Annotated in this window: 25 protein-coding genes; 16 read left to right on the forward strand and 9 right to left on the reverse strand. The window is 65.9% G+C overall.

The window, feature by feature from the left end; translation table 11 throughout:
• Positions 1–3 precede the first annotated feature (3 nt).
• From B4F07_RS17075 to B4F07_RS17085, 3 genes are all read left to right on the forward strand, one after another.
• Entirely contained in the window at positions 4–912 is a 909-nt protein-coding gene (locus B4F07_RS17075; RefSeq protein ID WP_088442729.1) for a sulfite exporter TauE/SafE family protein, read from the forward strand.
• Positions 909–1,682: a TIGR02186 family protein gene (locus B4F07_RS17080; RefSeq protein WP_293702010.1), complete on the forward strand. Its 774-nt coding sequence runs from the start codon at positions 909–911 to the stop codon at positions 1,680–1,682. Before B4F07_RS17075 ends, B4F07_RS17080 begins: the two co-directional genes overlap by 4 nt.
• A 61-nt stretch (positions 1,683–1,743) precedes the next feature.
• Complete coding sequence (locus tag B4F07_RS17085) at positions 1,744–3,456, forward strand: ATP-binding protein (RefSeq protein ID WP_414711721.1); 1,713 nt, start codon at positions 1,744–1,746, stop codon at positions 3,454–3,456.
• A gap of 39 nt (positions 3,457–3,495) precedes the next feature.
• On the opposite strand, the gene rbfA is transcribed toward B4F07_RS17085, so the two are convergent.
• From rbfA to B4F07_RS17120, 7 genes are all read right to left on the reverse strand, one after another.
• Positions 3,496–3,894 carry a 30S ribosome-binding factor RbfA gene (gene rbfA / locus B4F07_RS17090; RefSeq protein WP_293702013.1) on the reverse strand — a complete coding sequence of 133 codons (399 nt, stop codon included), beginning with the start codon at positions 3,892–3,894 and terminating at the stop codon, positions 3,496–3,498.
• Positions 3,891–4,448, reverse strand: coding sequence for a DUF1697 domain-containing protein (locus tag B4F07_RS17095; RefSeq protein ID WP_293702016.1), 558 nt, complete (start codon positions 4,446–4,448; stop codon positions 3,891–3,893). Before B4F07_RS17095 ends, rbfA begins: the two co-directional genes overlap by 4 nt.
• A gap of 36 nt (positions 4,449–4,484) precedes the next feature.
• On the reverse strand, positions 4,485–7,019 hold the full coding sequence (gene infB / locus B4F07_RS17100) for a translation initiation factor IF-2 (RefSeq protein ID WP_293702019.1): 2,535 nt from the start codon (positions 7,017–7,019) through the stop codon (positions 4,485–4,487).
• 17 nt (positions 7,020–7,036) lie between these two features.
• Complete coding sequence (locus B4F07_RS17105) at positions 7,037–7,807, reverse strand: DUF448 domain-containing protein (protein ID WP_293702021.1); 771 nt, start codon at positions 7,805–7,807, stop codon at positions 7,037–7,039.
• A complete protein-coding gene (gene nusA, locus B4F07_RS17110; RefSeq protein ID WP_293702024.1) occupies positions 7,788–9,398 on the reverse strand; it encodes a transcription termination factor NusA in 1,611 nt (536 codons plus the stop codon). The genes B4F07_RS17105 and nusA overlap by 20 nt, the downstream gene beginning before the upstream one ends.
• Entirely contained in the window at positions 9,398–9,943 is a 546-nt protein-coding gene (gene rimP / locus B4F07_RS17115) for a ribosome maturation protein RimP (protein ID WP_293702027.1), read from the reverse strand. Before rimP ends, nusA begins: the two co-directional genes overlap by 1 nt.
• Before the next feature lie 173 nt (positions 9,944–10,116).
• A complete protein-coding gene (locus B4F07_RS17120) occupies positions 10,117–10,647 on the reverse strand; it encodes a hypothetical protein (RefSeq protein WP_293702030.1) in 531 nt (176 codons plus the stop codon).
• 404 nt (positions 10,648–11,051) lie between these two features.
• Between B4F07_RS17120 and B4F07_RS17125 the strand changes: the two genes are divergently transcribed.
• Entirely contained in the window at positions 11,052–11,258 is a 207-nt protein-coding gene (locus B4F07_RS17125; protein WP_120217235.1) for a cold-shock protein, read from the forward strand.
• Positions 11,259–11,332: 74 nt separating this feature from the next.
• Here the strand turns inward: B4F07_RS17125 and B4F07_RS17130 are convergent, their stop codons facing one another.
• On the reverse strand, positions 11,333–11,839 hold the full coding sequence (locus B4F07_RS17130; protein WP_293702037.1) for a hypothetical protein: 507 nt from the start codon (positions 11,837–11,839) through the stop codon (positions 11,333–11,335).
• A gap of 47 nt (positions 11,840–11,886) precedes the next feature.
• On the opposite strand from B4F07_RS17130, the gene B4F07_RS17135 reads away from it, so the two are divergent.
• The 10 genes from B4F07_RS17135 to B4F07_RS17180 all read left to right on the forward strand — a co-directional run bounded on the left by B4F07_RS17135 (position 11,887) and on the right by B4F07_RS17180 (position 20,459).
• Complete coding sequence (locus tag B4F07_RS17135; protein ID WP_293704925.1) at positions 11,887–13,167, forward strand: cell wall hydrolase; 1,281 nt, start codon at positions 11,887–11,889, stop codon at positions 13,165–13,167.
• A gap of 43 nt (positions 13,168–13,210) precedes the next feature.
• The gene (locus B4F07_RS17140) at positions 13,211–13,600 is read left to right on the forward strand and encodes a VOC family protein (protein ID WP_293702043.1); all 390 of its coding nucleotides are present in this window, start codon (positions 13,211–13,213) and stop codon (positions 13,598–13,600) included.
• A gap of 146 nt (positions 13,601–13,746) precedes the next feature.
• Positions 13,747–14,229: a hypothetical protein gene (locus B4F07_RS17145; protein ID WP_293702046.1), complete on the forward strand. Its 483-nt coding sequence runs from the start codon at positions 13,747–13,749 to the stop codon at positions 14,227–14,229.
• Positions 14,226–15,536 carry a DNA-packaging protein gene (locus B4F07_RS17150; protein ID WP_414711719.1) on the forward strand — a complete coding sequence of 437 codons (1,311 nt, stop codon included), beginning with the start codon at positions 14,226–14,228 and terminating at the stop codon, positions 15,534–15,536. The genes B4F07_RS17145 and B4F07_RS17150 overlap by 4 nt, the downstream gene beginning before the upstream one ends.
• Before the next feature lie 533 nt (positions 15,537–16,069).
• The gene (locus B4F07_RS17155) at positions 16,070–17,188 is read left to right on the forward strand and encodes a phage portal protein (protein WP_293702080.1); all 1,119 of its coding nucleotides are present in this window, start codon (positions 16,070–16,072) and stop codon (positions 17,186–17,188) included.
• A 110-nt stretch (positions 17,189–17,298) separates the two neighbouring features.
• A complete protein-coding gene (locus B4F07_RS17160) occupies positions 17,299–17,607 on the forward strand; it encodes a DUF6127 family protein (RefSeq protein WP_293702049.1) in 309 nt (102 codons plus the stop codon).
• Positions 17,608–17,807: 200 nt separating this feature from the next.
• A complete protein-coding gene (locus tag B4F07_RS17165) occupies positions 17,808–18,221 on the forward strand; it encodes an HK97 family phage prohead protease (RefSeq protein WP_293702082.1) in 414 nt (137 codons plus the stop codon).
• Between the two features lie 71 nt (positions 18,222–18,292).
• Entirely contained in the window at positions 18,293–19,435 is a 1,143-nt protein-coding gene (locus B4F07_RS17170) for a phage major capsid protein (RefSeq protein WP_293702052.1), read from the forward strand.
• 89 nt (positions 19,436–19,524) lie between these two features.
• The gene (locus B4F07_RS17175) at positions 19,525–20,070 is read left to right on the forward strand and encodes a head-tail connector protein (RefSeq protein ID WP_293702055.1); all 546 of its coding nucleotides are present in this window, start codon (positions 19,525–19,527) and stop codon (positions 20,068–20,070) included.
• A complete protein-coding gene (locus B4F07_RS17180) occupies positions 20,067–20,459 on the forward strand; it encodes a DUF3168 domain-containing protein (protein ID WP_293702058.1) in 393 nt (130 codons plus the stop codon). The genes B4F07_RS17175 and B4F07_RS17180 overlap by 4 nt, the downstream gene beginning before the upstream one ends.
• Positions 20,460–20,615: 156 nt before the next feature.
• On the opposite strand, the gene B4F07_RS17185 is transcribed toward B4F07_RS17180, so the two are convergent.
• Positions 20,616–20,945 (reverse strand): hypothetical protein, encoded by a 330-nt coding sequence (locus tag B4F07_RS17185; RefSeq protein WP_293702061.1) that lies wholly within the window; start codon positions 20,943–20,945, stop codon positions 20,616–20,618.
• A 47-nt stretch (positions 20,946–20,992) separates the two neighbouring features.
• On the opposite strand from B4F07_RS17185, the gene B4F07_RS17190 reads away from it, so the two are divergent.
• The gene (locus B4F07_RS17190) at positions 20,993–21,400 is read left to right on the forward strand and encodes a phage major tail protein, TP901-1 family (RefSeq protein WP_293702064.1); all 408 of its coding nucleotides are present in this window, start codon (positions 20,993–20,995) and stop codon (positions 21,398–21,400) included.
• Positions 21,397–21,708: a gene transfer agent family protein gene (locus B4F07_RS17195; RefSeq protein ID WP_293702066.1), complete on the forward strand. Its 312-nt coding sequence runs from the start codon at positions 21,397–21,399 to the stop codon at positions 21,706–21,708. The genes B4F07_RS17190 and B4F07_RS17195 overlap by 4 nt, the downstream gene beginning before the upstream one ends.
• The last annotated feature ends 49 nt before the right edge of the window (positions 21,709–21,757 follow it).

Genomic DNA, 21,757 nt, shown 5'->3' on the forward strand with positions numbered 1-21,757 from the left:
CCCATGGACCTTTATCTTCCCGTCGCCAATTTGTCGGTCAATGCGCTGGTCATCGTCCTGCTGGGCGGTGGGGTCGGGTTTCTGTCGGGCATGTTCGGGGTCGGCGGCGGGTTTTTGACCACGCCGTTGCTCATCTTCTATGGCATCCCGCCGACCGTCGCTGCGGCATCGGCGGCAACGCAGGTCACCGGCGCGAGCGTGTCGGGGGTGATGGCGCATCTGGAACGCGACGGTGTTGACCTGCGGATGGGGGCGGTGCTGGTCGCGGGCGGCTTGCTTGGATCGCTGATCGGTGCCGGATTGTTCGAACTGCTCACCGCATGGGGCCAGATCGATACGGTGATTTCGATCCTGTATGTGGCGTTGCTCGGCACCGTTGGTACATTCATGGGGCGCGAGGCGTGGGGCAGCTTTCGGGCCGCACAGGCCGGATTGCCCGCCCCGGCGCGCAAACGGCGCCACCATCCGATGGTCGCCAATCTGCCGCTGCGCTGGCGTTTCTACCGTTCGGGCCTGTATATTTCGCCGCTGGCGCCGCTGCTGCTCGGGATGATCGGCGGGGTGCTGACGATGCTGCTCGGTGTCGGCGGCGGCTTCATCATGGTCCCGGCGATGCTGTATCTGCTCGGCATGGGGACGCAGGTCGTGGTCGGCACGTCGCTGTTCCAGATCCTGTTCGTGACGATCGCGACGACGATGGTTCACGCGCTGACAACGGGGGCGGTCGATATCGTGCTGGCGGCGCTGCTGCTGCTGGGCAGCGTCGTTGGGGCGCAGTTCGGGGCGCGCTTTGCGCAAAAGGCGCGACCCGAATATCTGCGGCTGGCGCTGGCGGTGATCGTGCTGTTGGTGGCGCTGCAAATGGCGGTCGGGCTGTTCATTCGGCCTGACGAAATTTACTCGGTGCAATGACGCGCGGCGCTGCCTTGATCCTGTGGCTGGCGGCGCTGTTGCTGCCGTCTAGCCCAGCGCAGGCGGCCGATCCGCGGCTGGTCCCCGATGTGTCGAGCCGCGCGATCGACATCCAGTACAGCTTTACCGGCGAGGAATTGCTGTTGTTCGGAGCGATCCTGTATCCCGGCCAGCGGCTGCCCGACGACCGCGCCGACATCGTCGTCGTGCTGAAAGGACCGGTGCGACCGATCGTGCTGCGCGAAAAGCGGCGGGTCGCCGGAATCTGGGTCAACGCCAGCAGCATCCGGCTGCGTACCTCGCCCGGTTTCTATGCGATTGGATCGTCGCGCCCGATCGACAAGCTGGTCGATGAGCGTACCGCGGCGATTTTCGAGCTGGGGTTGGCCAATCTGTCGATGTCGCCGACCGAATTTTCGGAAGCGAGCAAGCTCGAACGTTTCGAGGCCGGCCTTACCGACCTCTATCGTCGCCTCGGTCTGTTCTATGAAAATTCGGCGGCGGTCGAGATTACCGAGGGCGTATTGTATCGCGCCCGCATTCCGGTGCCCGCGCGTGTGCCGGTGGGCACGTATCGCGCCGAGACCTTTTTGATCAGCCGCGGCCGCGTGCTTGCGGTCGCATCGCGCGACGTCCAGATCCGCAAGGCGGGGTTCGAACGCTTTGTCGCGCTGGCGGCCGAGCGCCACGGCTTTCTCTATGGTCTGACCGCGGTCGCGTTGTCGCTGCTGCTCGGTTATGCGGCATCGGCGATTTTCCGCCGTCGTTGAGCCTATATTTACCCTCGCCTGCGATACCCACCGTCGGGACCATTTCAGGCGGGGCATTTTGATGGATATGCAGGGTGGCGGATTTCCCGCCGGTGATTCGACCGCGGCGCAGCATGTGCGGCTCGCCGGTGGCGGCGTGGCCGCTTCGGTGGCGCCGGTGATCAACCATCATCGCGACGATCTGATGATCGGCGAAGTGATCGATATTTCGGGATCGGCCTCGCGCATCCTGCTCGACGCCGCGACGATCGGCAGATTGTCGGGGTCGAGCGATGCCGCGGTGGCGATGGCGGGGCAGGTCGGGGCGCAGGTCAAGGTTCGCGTCGGAAACATCTGGCTGATCGCCAGCATCCGCGACCAGCAACTGCACGAGCGTGGCGAAGGGCTGATCGTCGCCACCATCGACTTTCTGGGCGAAGGCGAAGAAGAAAAAATCACTGGCCGCATTTCGAATTTCCGCCGCGGCGTCACTCGCTATCCGATCCCGGGTAGCCAAGTGTTCGCGGCGACCAGCGCCGACCTCAAGCAAATCTATGCCGCCGATGAGCGCGCGCATGTGGAAATCGGCACCGTCTATCCGACCAAGGATATTCGCGGCTCGCTGTATGTCGATGCGATGCTCGGCAAGCATTTTGCGCTGCTGGGGTCGACGGGGACGGGTAAGTCGACGAGCGCGGCGCTGATCCTGCACAAGATTTGCGAACTGGCGCCGCAAGGCCATATCGTGATGATCGATCCGCACGGCGAGTATTCGGCGGCGTTCAAGGGCATCGGGGCGCTGTTCGATGTCGACAACCTCGCCATGCCCTATTGGCTGATGAACTTCGAGGAACATTGCGAAGTGTTCGTCACCGCCGAGGGCCGCGACCGTCAATCCGACTGCGACGTGCTATCGCGCTGTCTGCTGCAAGCGCGGATGAAGAACCGGCTGGCCGAGGGGATGACCAAGATCACGGTCGATTCGCCGATTCCCTATCTGCTGTCCGACCTGCTGAGCATCCTCACCAACGAGATGGGCAAGCTCGACAAGGCGACGTCGAGCGCGCCGTTCATGCGCATCAAGGGCAAGATCGAGGAAATGCGCGCCGATCCGCGCTATAATTTCATGTTCTCGGGGATGCTCGTCGCCGACACGATGGCGGGGTTCCTGGGCAAGATTTTCCGCCTGCCGTCCGACGGCCGGCCGATCTCGATCATCGACGTGTCGGGGGTGCCGTCGGACATCACCGGCGTTGTTGTTGCGGTGCTGTCGCGGCTGACCTTCGACTATGCGATCTGGTCGCGCGGCGAGCCGCAGCGCCCAATCCTGCTCGTTTGCGAAGAAGCCCATCGCTACATCCCCTCGAAGGACGTCGGGCAGGGGCAGGCGGTGCGCAAGATCCTGGAGCGGATCGCCAAGGAAGGCCGCAAATATGGCGTGTCGCTGGGCCTGATTACCCAGCGCCCGTCCGATCTGGCCGAAGGCGTGCTGTCGCAGTGCGGGACGATCATCTCGATGCGCCTGAACAACGAGCGCGATCAACATTTCGTGAAAGCCGCGATGCCCGAAGGCGCGCGCGGGTTCATCGATTCGATCCCGGCGCTGCGCAACCGCGAATGCATCGTGTGCGGCGAAGGCGTATCGATCCCGATCCGCGTCTATCTCGACACGCTGGCGGAGGACAAGCGGCCTGCATCGAGCGATCCGCTGTTCTCGAAGCTGTGGAGAGAAACCGGCGGCGAGGCGGAAATTCTGGAGCGGGTCGTCAAGCGCTGGCGCAGTCAGGGTCGGTGAGCCGAGTCACGCCCCACAAATTTGCGGCGTGACCGCGCTCTAATCACCCGTATCGGTGGCCAAGTCGCGCGCGACCTTTGGGTCGCGCAGCAATTTTTCGATATGGCTCGCCTCGTCAAAACTCTCATCCGACAGGAATTTCAGCTTCGCCGCATATTTCATCGCCATTCGTTCGGCGACGCTCTTTTGCAACCAGGCGGTGTTGGTGCGCAGCGCCTTCAGCACCGCCTCTTCTTCTTTGCCCAGCAACGACTTCACAAACACCGTCGCGTGGCGCAGGTCCGATGACATGCGCACTTCGGTGACGCTCACCGGATGCTTGGTCAGCTGATCGTCATGCACGTCGCCGCGCGCGAGGATTTCGGACAGGATATGGCGCACCTGTTCGCCGACGCGCAGCGCGCGAACCGTGGGGCCTTTAGTGTCTGCCGCTTTCATGCCGCACCTTTTTCCAGTTCATCCAGCTTCGCGACGATCCGCGCGATCGAGCGCATGTTGCGCGCCGTTCCCTTATGCTCCAGCCGCCGCTCGATCAGCCGCGCGGTCAATTTGCTCTCACCCACCCCGTCGCCATAATCAATATAGAGCGCACGGTCGCCGAGCGCGAGCCGCTCATTCGGCTTGATCCACTTGTCCGCCGCCAGTGCGTCGAATTGCGCCTGCGTCGGCTGCCCGTCGAGGAACATCGTGTGGACGAATTTGTCCTCATTGGTTCCCGCGAACGGATTGTCGGCGATCGCCGCGGCCAGCTCGTCCCGATCACGCACCAGCGCCGCGCAATGCATGTCGAACCGGTCGCTGACCATCAGCGTCAGCTTTTCCTCCAGCCCGCGCGTCGGCCGCGCGGGGTGCGAGAAAATGACATTGCCGCTGGCCACGACCGTCTCGACGTCGGCAAATCCCTCCGCCGCGAACGCCGCGCGCAGGTCGGCCATGGTCAGCCGGTTGCCCCCGACATTGATGCTGCCGAACAGGGCGACGTAGCGAGCCATGCTGACGCTCCTAGATCCGCGCGCGGCGGACGCCTGTTAAAGCGTCCGTTCGCGCATTTCGACTTCGAAGACTTCCAGATTGTCGCCCGCCTTGATGTCGTTGGTATCCGACAGAACGACACCGCATTCCAGCCCGGCGCGCACTTCGGCGACGTCGTCCTTGAAGCGGCGCAGCGATGCGATGGTGGTCGCCGACACGATGACGTCGTCGCGAGTGAGGCGCGCGTGCAGCCCCTTGCGGATGACGCCTTCGAGCACGAGCAGGCCCGCGGCCTTGTCGCGCTTGCCGGCCGGGAACACGTCCTTGACTTCGGCACGGCCGACCACGGTTTCGATCCGTTCCGGACCCAGCTCGCCCGCCATCTCTTTGCGGATTTCGTCGGTCAGGTGATAGATCACATCATGGTACATGAAGCGCACATTTTCGCGCTTTGCGATGTCGCGTGCCTTGGCGTTCGGGCGGACGTTGAAGCCGATGATCGGCGCCTTGGTCGCGGCCGCCAGCGTCACGTCGCTTTCGGTGATCGCCCCGGCGCCCGACTGGAGCACGCGAACGCGGATCTCGTCGGTCGACAGCTTGTTCAGCGCATTGACGATCGCTTCGACCGACCCCTGCACATCGCCCTTGATGATCAACGGGAACTGGATGACGTTGGTCTTGTCGGCCAGCGCCTCGAACATGCCTTCCAGGCTGACCGGAGCCTGCACGGTGCGCTTGCGCGTCGCCTGTTCCTGACGATAGCTCGCGACTTCGCGGGCGCGGGCTTCATTCTCGACGACGGTGAGCGTATCGCCCGCCATCGGGACGCCGCCGAGCCCCAGCACTTCGACCGGCATCGACGGGGTTGCCGATTTGATCTGCTTGCCCTGATCGTCGATCAGCGCGCGGACGCGGCCGCTTTCGGCGCCGCAGACAAAGATGTCGCCGACCTTCAACGTACCGCGACGCACGAGGATCGTCGCGACCGGGCCGCGGCCCTTGTCCAGCTTCGCCTCGACAACCGTGCCTTCGGCGGCGCGGTCGGGGTTGGCTTTCAGCTCCATGATTTCGGCCTGCACCGCGATCGCATCGAGCAATTTGTCGAGACCGGTCTTTTTCAGCGCCGACACTTCGACATTCTGCACGTCGCCGCCCATTTCCTCGACCACCAGCTCATGTTCGAGCAGGCGTTCGCGGACGCGCTGCGGGTTGGCGCCTTCCTTGTCGACCTTGTTGATCGCAACGATGATCGGTACGCCGGCCGCCTTGGCATGGGCGATCGCCTCGATCGACTGCGGCTTCAGCCCATCGTCGGCCGCCACCACCAGAATGACGATGTCGGTGACATTGGCCCCGCGCTGACGCATCTCGGTAAAGGCCTCGTGGCCCGGCGTATCGAGGAAGGTGACGAGCGACCCGTCGGGGGTTTTTACCTGATAGGCCCCGATATGCTGGGTGATGCCGCCGGCCTCGCCCGCAACGACATTGGCACCGCGCAGCGCGTCGAGCAGGCTGGTCTTGCCGTGATCGACATGGCCCATGATCGTGACCACCGGCGCGCGGGGCTTCAGATGCTCGGCGTCGTCGATATCTTCGTCATGACGGATGTCGACATCGCCTTCGCTGACGCGAATGATCTCATGCCCGAATTCGGTGACGAGCAGTTCGGCGATATCCTGGTCGATCGTGTCGGTGCTGGCCGACGGGCTGCCCATCTTGAACAACGCCTTGACGAGGTCGCCCGTCTTTTCGGCCATGCGGTTCGCGAGTTCGGCAACCGTGATGCTTTCGGGTACCACGACTTCGCGGACCTGCTTCTCGCGCGGACCCGACGAAGCGGTGTGCGAACGCTTTTCCTTTTCGCGGGCGCGCTTCAGCGCCGCAAGGCTGCGGGCACGGGCGCCTTCATCTTCGTTCAGCGCGCGCGTTACGGTCAGCTTGCCCGACTGGCGACGGGCGTCACCGCCGCGGCTCGGTTTCGGCTCGGGACGCTTGGGTTCAGGGCGCTTGGGCGCCTCGACCGGGGTAAAGCGGCGCGGCGCGGGTGCGGCGCTGGTGGGCGCGCGCGGCGCGGCGGCTTCAGCCTTCGGCGCTTCGACGGCGGGCGCTTCGGCAACCGGCTCGGCAGCGGCTACCGGCGTCGGTGCAGGTGTCGGCTCGGCGGGCTTGGCGGCCGACTGTTCGGCGCGCTGTTTTTCCTCTTCGGCAGCGCGCGCGCGCGCGGCCTCTTCACGGCGGCGATTGTCCTCGAGCGACGACATGCGCGCCTCTTCGGCCTCGCGCAGCAATTGTGCCTGACGCTCCTGGCGCGACAGCAGGCTGTCATTCTCGTTTACGCGCGGCGCGGCGGGTTTCGGCGCCGGAGCGGGCGCAGCAACGGGCGCGGGCGCCGGAGCGGGCGCGACTTCTTCGACCACCGGTTCGGGCGCAGGATCGCCGGGACGACCGAGCACGCGGCGACGCTTCACCTCGACCACCACCGTATTGCGGCGGCCGTGGCTGAATTGCTGCTGCACCTGTCCGGCCTCGACCGTCCGCTTCAGCCCCAAAGGCTTGCGGGTCAGGGTCGGTTTGTCCTGTTCGTCACTCATCGAAACTCATCATTCCTTCAAAACGCGTCCGAAGCGGCGGAGCCTGTCGGCGCCGCCCCCATTTTGTCCTCGCCAGCAAGCGGCGCGGCATGCGGGTCGGAATCGCGGTTGGCCGCGTCCCTACTCCATCCTGTAAAAAACTGCCAGCGGCTCAAATGCGCCAGCACCCGCGCCGCGGCGCGGGCGTCGATCAACGCCAGATGGACCGCATTTTCGCGGCCCAATGCCATAGATAGGGCGTTTCGGTCTACCGGCAATGCCAGTCCCTCTTGCCCCGATCCTTCGGTGTCCTGACCGACGCGCCAGGCCTGCGCCAGTTTCTTGCGCCCATCCTCACCCGCATCGCTGGCGTGAAGGAGCAGGCGCACCTGCCCCTTGCGCGCCGCGGTCTCGATTTTCTCGTTACCGCTCAGCAAGGTGCCCGATCGCGATTCCAGCCCCAGCCGGTCGAGCGTCGCGCGCGCCAGCTGCGCCTCGATCCGCGCGCCCAGATCGTCTGGGATCGTGAAATTGCTGTCCTGCAACGCGCGCGCGAGCCCGCCTTTCAGCTTGCCTTTCGCCTGCGCGGTTTCGAGCGTGGCGCGATCGACGCCGATCCACGCCCCGCGCCCCGGCGCCTTGCCCAGCACGTCGGGTGCAATATCGCCGTCAGGGCTGAGCGCCAGGCGCACAAGCCTTTCGGCCGGCGAAACCTCGCCGGTGATGACACAGCGCCGTTCAGGCACATGCTGGCCGCGCCGACCAGCGCGGTCTGGTTCGCTCAGCTGATCATTGTGCGGGGTCCGCATCAGCGGCCTCCCCGGTTGCCGGTTCGTCGTCGAACCAGTGGGCGCGCGCCGCCATGATGATCTCGTTGCCCTGCTCTTCGCTCAGGCCATATTCGCCCAAGACGCCGCCCTTGTCCTCGGCGCGCTCGCTGCGCGGCGGGCCGCGGCGGTTGTCGGTGCGCTTCTTGGCGATCAGCTCGTCGGTGGCGAGGTCGGCCAGATCGTCGAGCGTCTTGATCCCCGCCTTGCCCAGCACGACCAGCATCGCTTCGGTCAGGTGCGGGATCGCGGCCAGATCGTCTTCGACGCCCAATTCGCGGCGTTCGGCGCGCGATGCTTCTTCGCGGCGCTCCAGCCCTTCGAGCGCGCGGCTCTGCAGTTCCTGCGCCAGTTCCTCGTCGAACCCTTCGATCCCGGCGAGTTCCTCGATGCCGACATAGGCGACTTCTTCGAGTTCGGTGAAGCCTTCGGCGACCAGCAGCTGGGCGAGCGTTTCATCGACATCCAGCTCTTCCTGGAACATCGTCGAGCGTTCGACGAATTCGCGTTGGCGCTTTTCGCTCGCGTCGGCTTCGGTCATGATGTCGATCTGGCTGCCGGTCAGCTGGCTGGCGAGACGGACATTCTGGCCGCGGCGACCGATGGCGAGCGACAGCTGGTCGTCGGGAACGACGACTTCGATGCGGCTGTCATCCTCGTCGATGACGACGCGCTGGACCGTTGCCGGCTGAAGCGCGTTGACGACGAAGGTCGCGGTGTCTTCCGACCAGGGGATGATGTCGATCTTTTCGCCCTGCATTTCCTGGACGACCGCCTGCACGCGGCTGCCCTTCATGCCGACGCAGGCGCCGACTGGATCGATGCTGCCGTCATAGCTGATCACGCCGATCTTGGCGCGCGAGCCCGGGTCGCGGGCGGCGGCCTTGATCTCGATGATGCCGTCGTAAATTTCGGGGACTTCCTGCGCGAACAGCTTCTTCATGAAGTCGGGGTGCGCGCGGCTCAGGAAAATCTGCGGCCCGCGCGTTTCGCTGCGCACCGACAGGATCAGCGCGCGGACGCGGTCGCCGACGCGCATCAGTTCGCGCGGGATCTGCTGGTCGCGGCGGATGACGCCCTCGGCGCGGCCCAGGTTGACGACGATGTGGCCGAATTCGACCGACTTGACGACGCCGGTGATCAGCTCGCCCGCGCGGTCCTTGAATTCTTCAAACTGGCGTGCCCGGTCGGCTTCGCGGACCTTCTGGAAAATGACCTGCTTCGCCGACTGCGCGTCGATGCGGCCCAGATCCACGGCGGGCAGCGGATCGACGATGAAGTCGCCGAGCTGGGCGTCCTTCTGCAATTTCTGCGCCGCAGCCAGATCGACCTGCTTGAAATAATCCTCGACCGTCTCGACGACTTCGACGACGCGCCACAGGCGCAGGTCGCCGGTCTGGACGTCCAATTTCGCACGAATGTCATTCTCGGCGCCATAGCGGGCGCGGGCGGCACGCTGGATCGCTTCTTCGATCGCCTCGATGACGATCGTCTTGTCGATCATCTTCTCGCTGGCGACGCTGTTGGCAATCGCCAGCAGTTCGGCGCGGTTGGCGGAAATGGCAGTGGCCATCAGTCCTGTCCTTCTTCTTCCAGTTCGTCGGCGCCTTCGGTGGAAAGCGGGACGGTTGCAGCAATGAGTTTGTCGGTGAGCACCAGCTTGGCCGTGTCGATCGCGTCGAACGGCAGTTTGTGCTCGACTTCTTCCTTGTCCAAAATCGTGACGATATCGCCGTCGATCCCGACCAGCAGCCCATTGAAGCGCTGGCGGCCGTTGAGTTTTTCCTTCAGCGCAACCTTGGCCTCATGCCCCGCCCAGTCGGCGAAGTCGCTCGGCCGGGTCAGCGGGCGGTCGATCCCCGGCGACGACACTTCCAGCCGATACGCCTGATCGATCGGATCCTTGCCCGCTTCCTCCAGCGCGTCGAGCCGCACCGAAATGCGGCGCGACAGGTCGGCGCAATCGTCGATCGTCAGCTGGCGCGTCTCGGGCCGTTCGGCCATCACCTGCAGCGTCGGATCGCTCTCGCCACCAAAGAAGGCGACGCGCACAAGCGACAGGCCCATCGCCTCGGCTTCGGGCGCGATGATCGCAGTCAGGACGTCAAGATCAGCCAAGTCAGTCTTTCAAATCGGATGACCGGCAAGCATGTGGGTATAGCCGCCGCGGCCCGCGGCCCCGACGTCCCAACTGGCTAACCATGTCAAGAAGTGCGCTGCGTATACGTTGCGGCGGGTGAGTCGGCAAGGGGGAATGAGAGAGCGGGGTGCGCGATCTTCTGATATCGGCCTTATGCGGAGCGCCGCCCTCGCCGCCGGATGATCAAGGCGGCGATGACACCGAACAGGCTGATCAGGAACGCCGTGGACTTGATCGGCTGCGCCGCGGCGGCGATTTCGGCCAAGCGATCATCGCCCGCAAAGCGCAGTGCCTGGATAAATTGACAGATTGTTTCAATATAGTCGCCGACGCACAGAATGATCGCGGCAATCATGATCAGCCAGCCCAGCCTTTGCAGCGCCGGCTTTTCCGCGGCGCGAAACATCTGCCCGCCGCGATAGGCGCCAAAGGAATAGACCGCGATATAGACAAGGTCCAACGCGATCGCCCACCGCGCGATGTCCATCACCCCCGCCGCCTGCCACGCGGCCTGAATGGCATCAACGCGCATGGCGCTCCCAGCCGATTGATGGTCCCTGATCCCCCATGGCGAGACGTCGTTCGCAAACAGAGGATTCATCGCGATCATGATCGCCAGGATGAGCAATCCGCCCAACCAGAAGCACCAGAAATTTCGTTCGCGCCGCTGTGCGTCGGTCATGCCTACCCCCAATGATCGCATGCGTTCCCGCACACTGCGGACACGCGTTTCCTCTGCGCCAACCGTCCGGCCATGGCGCCCACCGACGCTTATGCAAAGCAACCGGTACAAAATACTGTGCTGCGCGCCGCCTCGACGACCTTGCGCCCAAACCGATTTTGCCCGGATCGGATATCGCTACGCAGCGCGCGACGATATCACCAAATCATGAGGCTTCGGCGCGACTGGGATTCGATGACCTGCGCAAAAGCTTGACTTTTCGTCAAATTTGTCGCAGTAGGATTTCGCTAACGTCGCCTGCGACGGAAATTTGATGCCTACGGCTGATACTTCCCTTCACGCGCTACCAGCTCCTCCGGTGCTTTTGCCGGTTGATTATCTGTTTTCGTGAAAGGAAACATCCCATGCCGATCGGCACCGTAAAATTCTTTAACACTGACAAGGGCTATGGTTTCATTGCCAATGAAGATGGCTCGGGCGACAGCTTTGTCCACATCACCGCCGTCGAACGCGCCGGCATGTCGACGCTGAACAAGGAACAGCGCGTTTCGTACGAGCTGGAAACCGACCAGCGCGGCAAGACCTCGGCTGTCAATCTTCAGCCTGCCTGAATGATCTTCGGCCCGGCGCCCTTGCGGCGCCGGGCCGAACCATCGCGGCGGATATGCCGCCGCGATCGATACCGTCAGTCGCTTCGTTCGACGACGATGTGCGGCCACGCTGCCGCCAGCCGCTCCGCCCAGCGCTCATAGGGCCACGGGATCACCTCCTCATCGAACCAGAACAGCCGGTCGCCGGCGCGGTCATAGAGATGCACCGCATCGTCGCTGTCGTCCTGTCGGACGATGCGCAACTTGCCGATCTGCGAGGGATGGATGCGGCCTTCGTCGCCGCCGCTGCTGCCGATCCGGCCCTGCCACCACACCAGATCGCCGGTCGCGGGATCGATAAAGCTGCCGCGGTTCGGATTGGCGAGCATGTTGAGCCCCGCGCCCAGCGCGACCAGCGCCCCGAATCCCTGCGCCAGCGGCACCAGCCAGGGCGCGCATTCGCGGCCATCCTCGCTGCAATTGTTGGCTGGATCAATGACCGATCCGGCCCACAGAAAGACCAGCCCAAACGCCAACAGCAACCACATGCGCCAATCGGTGCGCGCGCTGCGCCGATAGGATGGGATGCCGACGTCGGTCATGGCGCGACGTTATCCGAACGGCGTCAACAGGTCGCTAACGCCCGCCTATGAACCTTTCCGGGTCCAGTCTGGACGTCCTGCCGCCGCACATCGCCCACGACTGCAACATTTTATTGGCGTTTGCGCGTATAAGGCGGATTGGCACCCCGTTCGCGCGAATCGGCGCGGGCGGGGCGATGGAATTTGATGCGCGCATGAAGCCCGAACTCAACCTGACCGCCCGCTCGACGTGGCGCGACCCGGCGCCGGAGAAACCGGCGGGGCCGGGGCGCGCCTTTTGGGCCGCGATCGTTGCGGTGATGGCGGTCGCGTGCCTGGCGTTCCTGCTGTCGAGCGGGCAGCTCCGCCCGCCCGCGGTGTTTGGCCCGTACAGCGTTTCGGTGCCACTGGAGTTTCGCGCCTATGACCCGGCGCGCTGGGCAATCATGAATGCCGAGGATTATGAGGCGGCGCTGAAGATCGATCCGACGCTGCCCGATCCGACCAGTATCGGTTTTGGCGATGCCGCCGCGCTGCCCCCCGCCGACCCGGCGTTGCTGCGCGACGAGGCCTTTGTCGGGCCGCCCGCCAAGCCTTATGTCTTTCGCGGCGTCACCGCGCTCGACCGCGAACGCGCGCATTATTGCCTGACCGCCGCGATCTATTACGAGGCGGCGTCCGAGACCGACGACGGGATGCGCGGCGTCGCCCAGACGGTGATCAACCGCGTTCGCCACCCCAGCTTTCCCAACACCGTGTGCGGCGTCGTTTTCCAAGGATCGCAGCGCGCGGGGGTTTGCCAGTTCACCTTCAGCTGCGACGGTGCGATGGCGCGTGCGCCCAGCAAGCCCAACTGGCTGCGCGCCAGCCGCGTCGCCTCGGCGGCGCTCGGCGGCTTTGTTTTCCCCAAGGTCGGCCTGGCCACCCATTATCACACCCAGGCGATCTGGCCGCGCTGGGGCAAGAGCCTGGTGATGACCAATATCGTCGGCGCGCATATCTTTCACCGCTGGCGCGGCCGCTGGGGCATGCCCGACGCCTTCCGCGCGCCGTATCTGGGCCGCGAGCCGGTACCCGGCCCCTATCTGCCGCTCGCGCAGCAGCTGGCGATCCTGAAGGGTCAGGGGCTGCCGCCCGGTGCAGGTCCGGCCCCGATGCTGAGCGGCGTCGGTGCGCCGCTCCCCGATGCCGCCGCCGCGCCGCTGCCCGGCACGATAGCGCCTACCGCCCCCGTCATGACATTGCCCGTCGCCGCGCCAGTCCCGTCGCCGACCTACACCGACCCCCGGCTCAACCAGTCGGGCCAGGTCCGCGAAGAATTCCGCGGCAGCGGAGAGTGGAAACGCTGAGCCAATCGGGCTAGCCTGCCTGAAACAGGACAGGGAGGCTGAGATGGGACATGTCAAAGGCATCGGCGGACTGTTTTTCCGGGCGCGCGATCCCGACGCGCTCAACGCCTGGTACAAGGAACGGCTGGGCATCGGTGCGGGATGCAACGCCGACGACACCGGTGCGATCGACGAATGGACGTGGAGTGTCTCCGCCGGGCCAGTGGTGTTCGCGCCGTTCAAGGCCGACACCGACTATTTCGCCGCCGATCGCCAGTATATGATCAACCTGCGCGTCGATGATCTCGACGCCGTGCTGGCCCCGTTTCACGAAGCGGGCGACGCGGTGATCACCAAGGACGAGTGGAACGACCCGGCGACCGGCCGCTTCGCGCGGGTCCATGATCCGGAGGGCAACCCGATCGAACTGTGGGAACCGCCGAAAAGCGCATAGGATAACCATATAGGTTATTTGTACTTGACATCGTCACGCTGATATGGCACATGTCGTACATCATGAAGAATTGCGAGTCGGGCCGGTGGCCTTCCGTTTGGCGGGAGGCTGTTCCGGCCCGACTGGCGTTTGGGAAAGGATGATCGATGGCGCAAATCGGCAAGGCGGCGATTGGCGATACGCGCGGCGTGCGTCCAAGCGCGGCGCAGATGACGCAGTTTCTGGAAGCGTTGGCGGAATCGTCGAACGTCGCGGCGTCGGCGCGCGCGGCGGGGATGTCGGGCAATGCCATGTACCGCGAGCGGCGCCGCAATGCCGGGTTCGCGGCGCGCTGGCACGAGGCGCTGTGCGAAGGGTTTGCGCGGCTGGAGGCCGAGCTATTGTCGGAGGCGCTGGTGGCACCGAGCGGCAATGTGAAGGATGCGACGCTGAAATCGCGGGCGCAGAAATATCGGCTGGGGCTGGCGTTGCTGGCGGCGCATCGCGCGGCGGTGCGCGGGGCGAAGCTGCCGGGTGGTAGCGGAGGCGGGGCGACGCAAGGGAGCGCGAAGGAACGGCTGCGGGCGAAGCTGGATGACATTCGCGCGAAGGCCGCCGCCGAGCGCGGCGAAGCGGGCGACGATTTTTGAGGTGCCTGACCGAAGTCAGCGGCATCCCGGACAAGGACTATGACGCATGGTTCAAACGGATCCGCGAGGATCGCTATGAAACGCTGTTGACCGACTGGTCCTGGTGGCGGCGCGAGGACCAATGCCCGCCTGCGGGCGAGTGGCATGTCTGGATGCTGCTAGCTGGGCGCGGGTTCGGCAAGACGCGGACCGGGGCCGAGTGGGTGCGCGAATTTGCGGAAGCGACGCCGGGGGCGCGGATCGCGCTGGTCGCAGCGTCGCTGCACGAGGCGCGGCAGGTGATGGTCGAGGGCGAGAGCGGCCTGCTGGCGATCGCGCCCGATGCGCTGCGCCCCGATTATGAAAGCAGTTTGCGGCGGCTGACCTGGCCGAACGGCGCCGTCGCGACGCTCTATTCGGCGGCCGAGCCAGACAGTTTGCGCGGCCCCGAACATCAAGCCGCCTGGTGCGACGAAATCGCCAAATGGCCGCAGGGCGAGGCGGCGTGGGACAATCTGATGCTGACGATGCGGATCGGCGCGCAGCCGCAGGTGGTCGCGACGACGACCCCGCGCGGGGTGCCGCTGGTACGGCGGTTGATGAAGGAAAAGGGTGTCGCGGTGACGCGCGGGACGACGGCGAGCAACCGGCTGAACCTGTCGCCGCGGTGGCTGGCGACGATGGGGTCGATCTACGACGGCACGCGGCTGGGGCGGCAGGAGCTGAACGGCGAGCTGTTGGAGGATGTCGAGGGCGCGCTGTGGTCGCGCGCGCTGATCGAGCGGTGCCGGGTCGATGCGGATGCGATCGGCAAGCTGGCGCGGGTGGTGATCGGGGTCGATCCGCCGGCGAGCGCGCAGGGCGATGCGTGCGGGATCGTGGTCGCGGCGTTGCTGCGCGACGGGCGGCTGGCGGTGGTCGAGGACGCGACCGTCAAGCGCGCCGCGCCCGGGGTGTGGGCACAGGCGGTGGCGGCCGCAGCGGCGCGCTGGGGCGCCGAGCGCGTGGTGGCCGAGAGCAATATGGGCGGCGAGATGGTTGCCGCGACGCTGGCGCAGGCCGATGCCCGGCTGCCGGTGCGCGCGGTGCATGCGAGCGTCGGCAAGGCGCGGCGCGCGGAGCCGGTGGCGCTGGCTTATGAGCGCGGGCAGGTGGTGCATGCGGGAGCGTTCGCCGACCTGGATGACCAGCTGTGCGGCTTGCAGATTGGCGGGGGTTATGCGGGGCCGGGGCGGTCGCCCGATAGGGCGGATGCGTGTGTATGGGCGCTCGCGGCGTTGCTGGAGGGGGTGCGGATGGGGCGGGTTGTGGGGGTTAGGCGGGTTTGAGATTATCCTGATGGGATAATTTTTACTTGAGCGGTCGGCGGCGATATGCGAGTCCGCATATGCGGAATTTATCCCGTAAGGGTGACAGCCGCCCTACCCGTTCACCTCGACCTAGAAGTTGAACGACAACTGGTTAGGCCAGCGCCGGGTGTGAGCACTGACATGCTCCATCCGGCTGTGCCGCCAGCGCCAATACGCGCGTACATTTACACGGCGCATGACTTGCCTCTTTCTGACGGCGGGGTTGAGCCCGCGCTCCGGAAGGCCCGATGCCTCCGCGCCGATTCAGAGGCTACGGTTCCGGTCAGAAAGCCGAATAGGACGGCTGCCGAACACAGGCATAATCGAGTGAGAACAAATAGCCAACCATGAACAGCGGCCATTTCCACCCATTGGTCTCGCACATGTTGATGCAGATGGGGATAAGTGCCGTTCAGCGGGTGATCCCCTCACCCAGCTTCGCCTGGCGAGCAAGCTCGCAAGGCTTCGCAACCCTCTCCCTCAAGGGAGAGGGGAGTATGCAGGAGAACATCATGAACTGGTTTGGCCGGAAGGCTGCGCAGGGTGCTGCGCGGCCTGCTTTGTCGCGGGTGTATGGGACTTATGGGATCATGGGGTCGGCGCCCGCGCCTTTGTCGTATGAGGCGCAACTGCGCGAGGGGTATCTGGGCAATGCGATTGTCCAGCGCAGCGTGAAATTGGTGGCCGAGGCCGCGGGCAGCGCGCCGGTGGTGGCGAGCGATCCGGCGCTGGCGGCGCTGATCTCGGGGACGTCGGGCGGGCAGGGGCTGGTCGAGACGCTGGCGTCGCAGCTGCTGCTCCATGGCAATGGCTATGTGCAGATTTTGGCCGATGGCGCAGGGGCGCCGGTCGAGCTGTTTGCGCTGCGCCCCGAGCGGGTGACGGTCGAGGCCGATGCGCGCGGGTGGCCGGTCGCTTATCGCTACAAGGCGGGCGGATCGGCGGTGGTGCTGCCCGCCGAGGATGGCGCGGGGCGGACCGCGGTGGTGCATGTGAAGGCGCTGCATCCGCTGGACGATCATTATGGTGCGGGGTGCCTGGGCGCGGCGACGGGCGCGATCGCGGCGCATAATGCGGCGGCGGCGTGGAACCGCGCGCTGCTGGACAATGCAGCGCGGCCTTCGGGGGCGCTGGTGCATGACCCGGGCGACAAGGGAATGCCGTTGTCGGCGGATCAGGTCGAGCGGCTGCGCGAGGAACTGGCGGAGAGCTTTGCGGGCGGGGCGAATGCGGGGCGACCGTTGCTGCTGGAGGGTGGCCTGAAGTGGCAGGCGTTGTCGCTGTCGCCCGCCGAGATGGATTTCCTGGCGCTGAAGGAGTCGAGCGCGCGCGAGATTGCGATGGCGTTCGGGGTGCCGCCGATGCTGCTCGGGCTGCCCGGGGATGCGACCTATGCCAATTATCGCGAGGCGAACCGCGCGCTGTGGCGGCTGACGGTGTTGCCGCTGGTGGGGAAGATTTTGGGCGGCATCGCGCAGGGGCTGAGCGGGTGGTTCGAGGGGGCCGAGCTGCGGGTGGATTTGGACAAGGTGCCGGCGCTGGCCGAGGACCGGATGGCGCTGTGGCACGAGGTGTCGGCGGCGGACTGGCTGAGCGCGGACGAGAAGAAGGCGTTGTTGGGGGTGGGATAGCGTTCGCGGAGAGCGGGCCACCCCCACCCAGCTTCGCCTAGGCAGCAAGCTGCCAAGGCTTCGCAACCCTCCCCCATCCAAGGGGGAGGGGTTTTAGTGAGGAAATCGACATGGACGAGGAAGAGGCGCTGGCGCGGTTGATCGCGCTGGCGGGGACGGGCGCGCCCGACGCGGCGCTGCTGCGCGCGGTGGTCGAGGAGGCGAGCGAGTTGGGGGCGCGGCGGGCTTTGGCGCGGCTGGGGCTGGCCGATGCGGCGGCGCGCGAGGATGTGGGCGATCTGCGCCAGCTGCTAGGGGCGTGGCGCGATGCCAAGACGAGCGCGTGGAAGGCGGCGGTCGATTGGGCGGTGCGCGGAATGCTGGCGTTGCTGGTCGTCGGGCTGGCGGTGAAATTGGGGCTGCCGGGGTTGCTGCGGTGAGGGGGGCGGCATTTGCAAAGGGTTCACGCGGAGACGCGGAGGCGCGGAGAGAAGCTTACCTTTCTCCCTTTGTCCTGAGCTTGTCGAAGGACCGTTCTTCCTTCGACGACGTTGCAAAAAAGAACAGCCCTTCGACAAGCTCAGGGCAAGCGGGGGAAGAAAGGCTCCGCGTCTCTGCGTCTCCGCGCGAACCCCGCTCCATCCGATTTGCAGGATATGCCGCGGTGTTCGACCGGGTCGATCGGGGCGGTGATGTCGTGCGGGCGGGGGCGTTTGCGGCGAGCTTGGCTGAGCCGCGTGCGGTGCCTTTGCTGTGGCAGCATCGGCCAGGCGCCGTCGTCGGCGTGATCGAAACATTGGCCGAGGATGCGCGCGGGCTGCGGGTGGTGGCGCGGGTGACGCATCCGACGGCGGCGGCGCTGGTCGCGCGCGGGGCGCTGACGGGATTGTCTTTTGGGTATCGGGTGACGGCGGCGCGCGGGAGCCATCCGCGCGAGTTGCTGAGCCTGGATTTGGGCGAGGTCAGTTTGGTGGCGATGCCGATGCAGCCGCTGGCGCGGGTGATTGCGGTGGAAAATCAACTCGTCGCCCCCGCGAAGGCGGGGGCCACCTGACGGGCAGCGCAAGAACGACAGCGGCCCCCGCCTTCGCGGGGGCGACGGGATTCAACGAAGGAGTGACGGGCATGGAAGTGGATATGGAAGTAAAGGCCGATGCGCTGGACGGCGCGTTCGATGCGGTGCTGGCGGCGGAGGCGGTTGATGATTTGAAGGCGTCGGTGGCGGCACTGAAGGCGCAGGTCGACGCGCAGGCGGTGGCGGCGTCGCGCCTGCCGCTCGACGGGGCGAAGGCGGCCGATCCGGCGCGGGATGCGTTTGTCGAACGCTATTTGCGGCGCGGGATCGATGCGGGCGTCGAGATGAAAAGCCTGTCGGGGACGACGGGCGGCGAGGGCGGTTTTGCGGTGCCGCACGAGATCGATGGCAGCATTGCCGCGACGCTGAAATCGCTGTCGCCGATCCGGTCGATCGCGACCGTAGTGCAGACGGGGACGAGCGGCTATCGCAAGCTGGTGGCGACGGGGGCGATGGGCGCGGGCTGGGTCGGCGAGACCGCAGCGCGGCCCGAGACGGCGACGCGCAGCTTTGCCGAGATCGTGCCGCCGTCCGGCGAGCTCTACGCCAATCCGGCGGCGAGCCAGGCGATGCTGGACGATGCGATGTTCAACGTCGAGGACTGGCTGGCCGACCAGCTGGGGCGCGAATTTGCGGTCGCCGAGGGTAGCGCGTTCGTGACGGGCAATGGCACGAACCGACCCAAGGGCTTCCTGACCTATGCCACCACCAACGAGATCGACAGCGTGCGGGCGTTCGGGACGGTGCAGCATCTGGCGACGGGGACCGCGGGGGCGTTTCCGGCGGCGAACCCGCAGGACAAGCTGGTCGAGCTGGTCCATTCGTTGCGTGCTCCGTATCGCCAAGGCGCGGTGTGGGTGATGAATTCGGACACGCTGGCGCGCATCCGCAAGTTCAAGACGAGCGACGGCGCCTTCATCTGGCAGCCGGGGCTGGTCGAAGGGCAGGCGGCGACGCTGCTCGGCTATCCGGTGGTCGAGGCCGAGGATATGCCCGACGTCGCGGCGAACAGCCTGTCGATCGCGTTCGGCAATTTCCGCGCCGGCTATCTGGTCGCCGACCGCGGCGAGACGCGCATCCTGCGCGATCCGTTCAGCAACAAGCCGTTTGTGCATTTCTATGCAACCAAACGGGTCGGCGGTGCGATCATCGATTCGCAGGCCATCAAGCTGATGAAATTCGCCGCCAGCTGATTTCGCGCTGGCGCGATGGGCGCCCGGCCACGCTCTCACCCCCTTTCGGGCGAGGCCGGGCGCTGATTTTTCTTGATGGAGACATGGCGATGACGATGAGCCTGGTGCCGGGGGAGTCCCCGGTCAGCCTGAGCGAAGCGCGCGGGTGGTTGCGGATGGGGACGGTGATCGACGATGCCGTCGTAATGCAGTTGCTGCGCGCCGCGACGAGCGTTTGCGAGGCGTATGTCGGCCAGTGGCTGGTGCGACGGTCGGCGACGGAAGTGCTGGCGCTGAGCGGCGGCACGTTGCGGTTGACGGTGCGACCGGTCGTGGCGGTGGAGGCGGTGCGGCTGGTCGCGGCGGATGGCGGCGAGACGGCTCTTGCCGCCGATGCCTATCATTTGTCGGCGGCGCCGGACGGGAGCGGCCGGTTGGCGATCGAAACGCCCGGTCCCGCGGCGCGCGTCCGTGTCACCTACCGGGCGGGGATCGCTGACGACGGCGCGGGCGTGCCCGAGGCGATCCGGCAGGGGATCGTGCGGATGACGCAGCATCTATATGATGCGCGCGACGGCAAAGACCCGGCCCCGCCCGTGGTGATCGCGGCGCTGTGGCAGCCGTGGCGGGTGCTGAGCCTGGGCGGCGGGCGATGAGCGGCGCCGAGCAGGCGGTGCGGGCGAAGGCGCTGATGCTGCTCTCGGGCGATGCCGCGCTGGCGGGGCTGGTGCATGGGGTTTTCGACGGGGTGCCAGTGCGGGTGAGCGCGCCCTATGTTTCGGTGGGCGCCGCAGAGGGCGTTGATTGGGGCACCAAGGATCGCGCGGGGCGCGAGGTGCGGTTGACGCTGACGCTGGTGGGCGTGGGCGGCGCGGTCGATGACGCGGCGGCGGGACGGATCGATGCCATGGTCGCGGGGCTGCGCGGCGCGGCGGACGGTTGGTCGGTGGTCAGCGCTCGAGTGGTGCGGACGCGGTTCGGTTTCGGGCGTGACGGCGGGTGGCGGCACGAGGTCGTCGTGCGGTGTCGGTGTTTGGTGGGATGAAGAGCGGAGGCTTGATCCTCCCTGTCGCGAAGCGATGGGGAGGGGGACCGCTCATCGCAGATGAGTGGTTGAGGGGCCGCGACGGTAGCGCCAAAGCCCCTCCGTCAGCGCTTCGCGCTGCCACCTCCCCATGGCTTCGCCACAGGGAGGATTTTCTTACTCCCCCGGCATCGTGTTGTTGGATTTATAATCCTTGAACTTGTCGGTGAAATTGGCGTGGTAATCCTCGATCTGCATCTCGGCGTCTTCGGTTGCGATCTTCTCCGAATCGCCCCCTGAGCGGCCGAGCGCGATCACCGCTTTGCGAAACGCGTCGCGTTCGGTCCCGCAATTCGCCTTGAGCGTCATTTCATACTCGACCTCTTCGACCTTGGCCTCGAGCGCCTTTTTCATGTCGTCGCGCAAGCATTTGGTGAAGGCCGCGCGCGTCGTGTCGACCGCGGGCGACTGGATCATGGCGGCAATAAACAATGACGTAATCAGCATCCTGCGACTCCCCGTTCCGCATGTTTTTCTGATGAGGAGATTAGACGATGGCAATTGAAAATGGGAGCGCTTTTCTGCTGAAGGTCGGCAATGGCGCGGCGCCGCCGAGCTATCAGACGGTGGCGGGACTGCGCACAACGCAGCTGTCGGTGAACGGTGAGGCGGTAAACGTCACGACCAAGGATTCGGGCGGATGGCGCGCGTTGCTGTCGGGGGCCGGGGTGCGATCGGTTTCGGTAAGCGCGGCGGGGATTTTTACCGGTTCGGCGGCGGAGGTGCGGGTGCGCGGCCATGCGCTGGCGGGAACGATCGACGATTATGAGCTGAGTTTCGAAAGCGGCGAGCGGCTGCGCGGGCGGTTCCTGGTGACGCGGCTGGACTATGCCGGCGATTATAATGGCGAGCGCAATTATACGCTGAACCTGGAATCGAGCGGCGCGGTGGTGAGCCTGTGAGCGCGGCCAACGCGCTGCGCGGCGAGGCCGAGCTGCTGGTCGGCGAGCGGGTGTTCGTGCTGCGCCCGAGTTTCGCGGCATTGGTCGCGGCGGAGGGCGAACTGGGGCCGTTGTTTGCGCTGGTCGAGCGCGCGGCGGACGGGCGGCTGGGGCTGGGCGAGCTGGCTTCGTTGTTCTGGCACTGTGTGAAGGATCGGCCCGAGGCGCTGACGCGTGAGGCGGTCGGCGAGGCGGTGGTTGCGCAGGGGCTGGCGGCGGTGACCCCGGCGCTGCGGGTGCTGCTGGGGCAGATCTTGTCGGGGCGGTGAGGGGAGTCCTCCCTGTCGCGCAGCGATGGGGAGGTGGCAGCGCGAAGCG

The organism is Sphingopyxis sp. UBA6723 (assembly GCF_002454115.1).
In the GTDB taxonomy this organism is placed as follows: Bacteria; Pseudomonadota; Alphaproteobacteria; order Sphingomonadales; family Sphingomonadaceae; genus Sphingopyxis.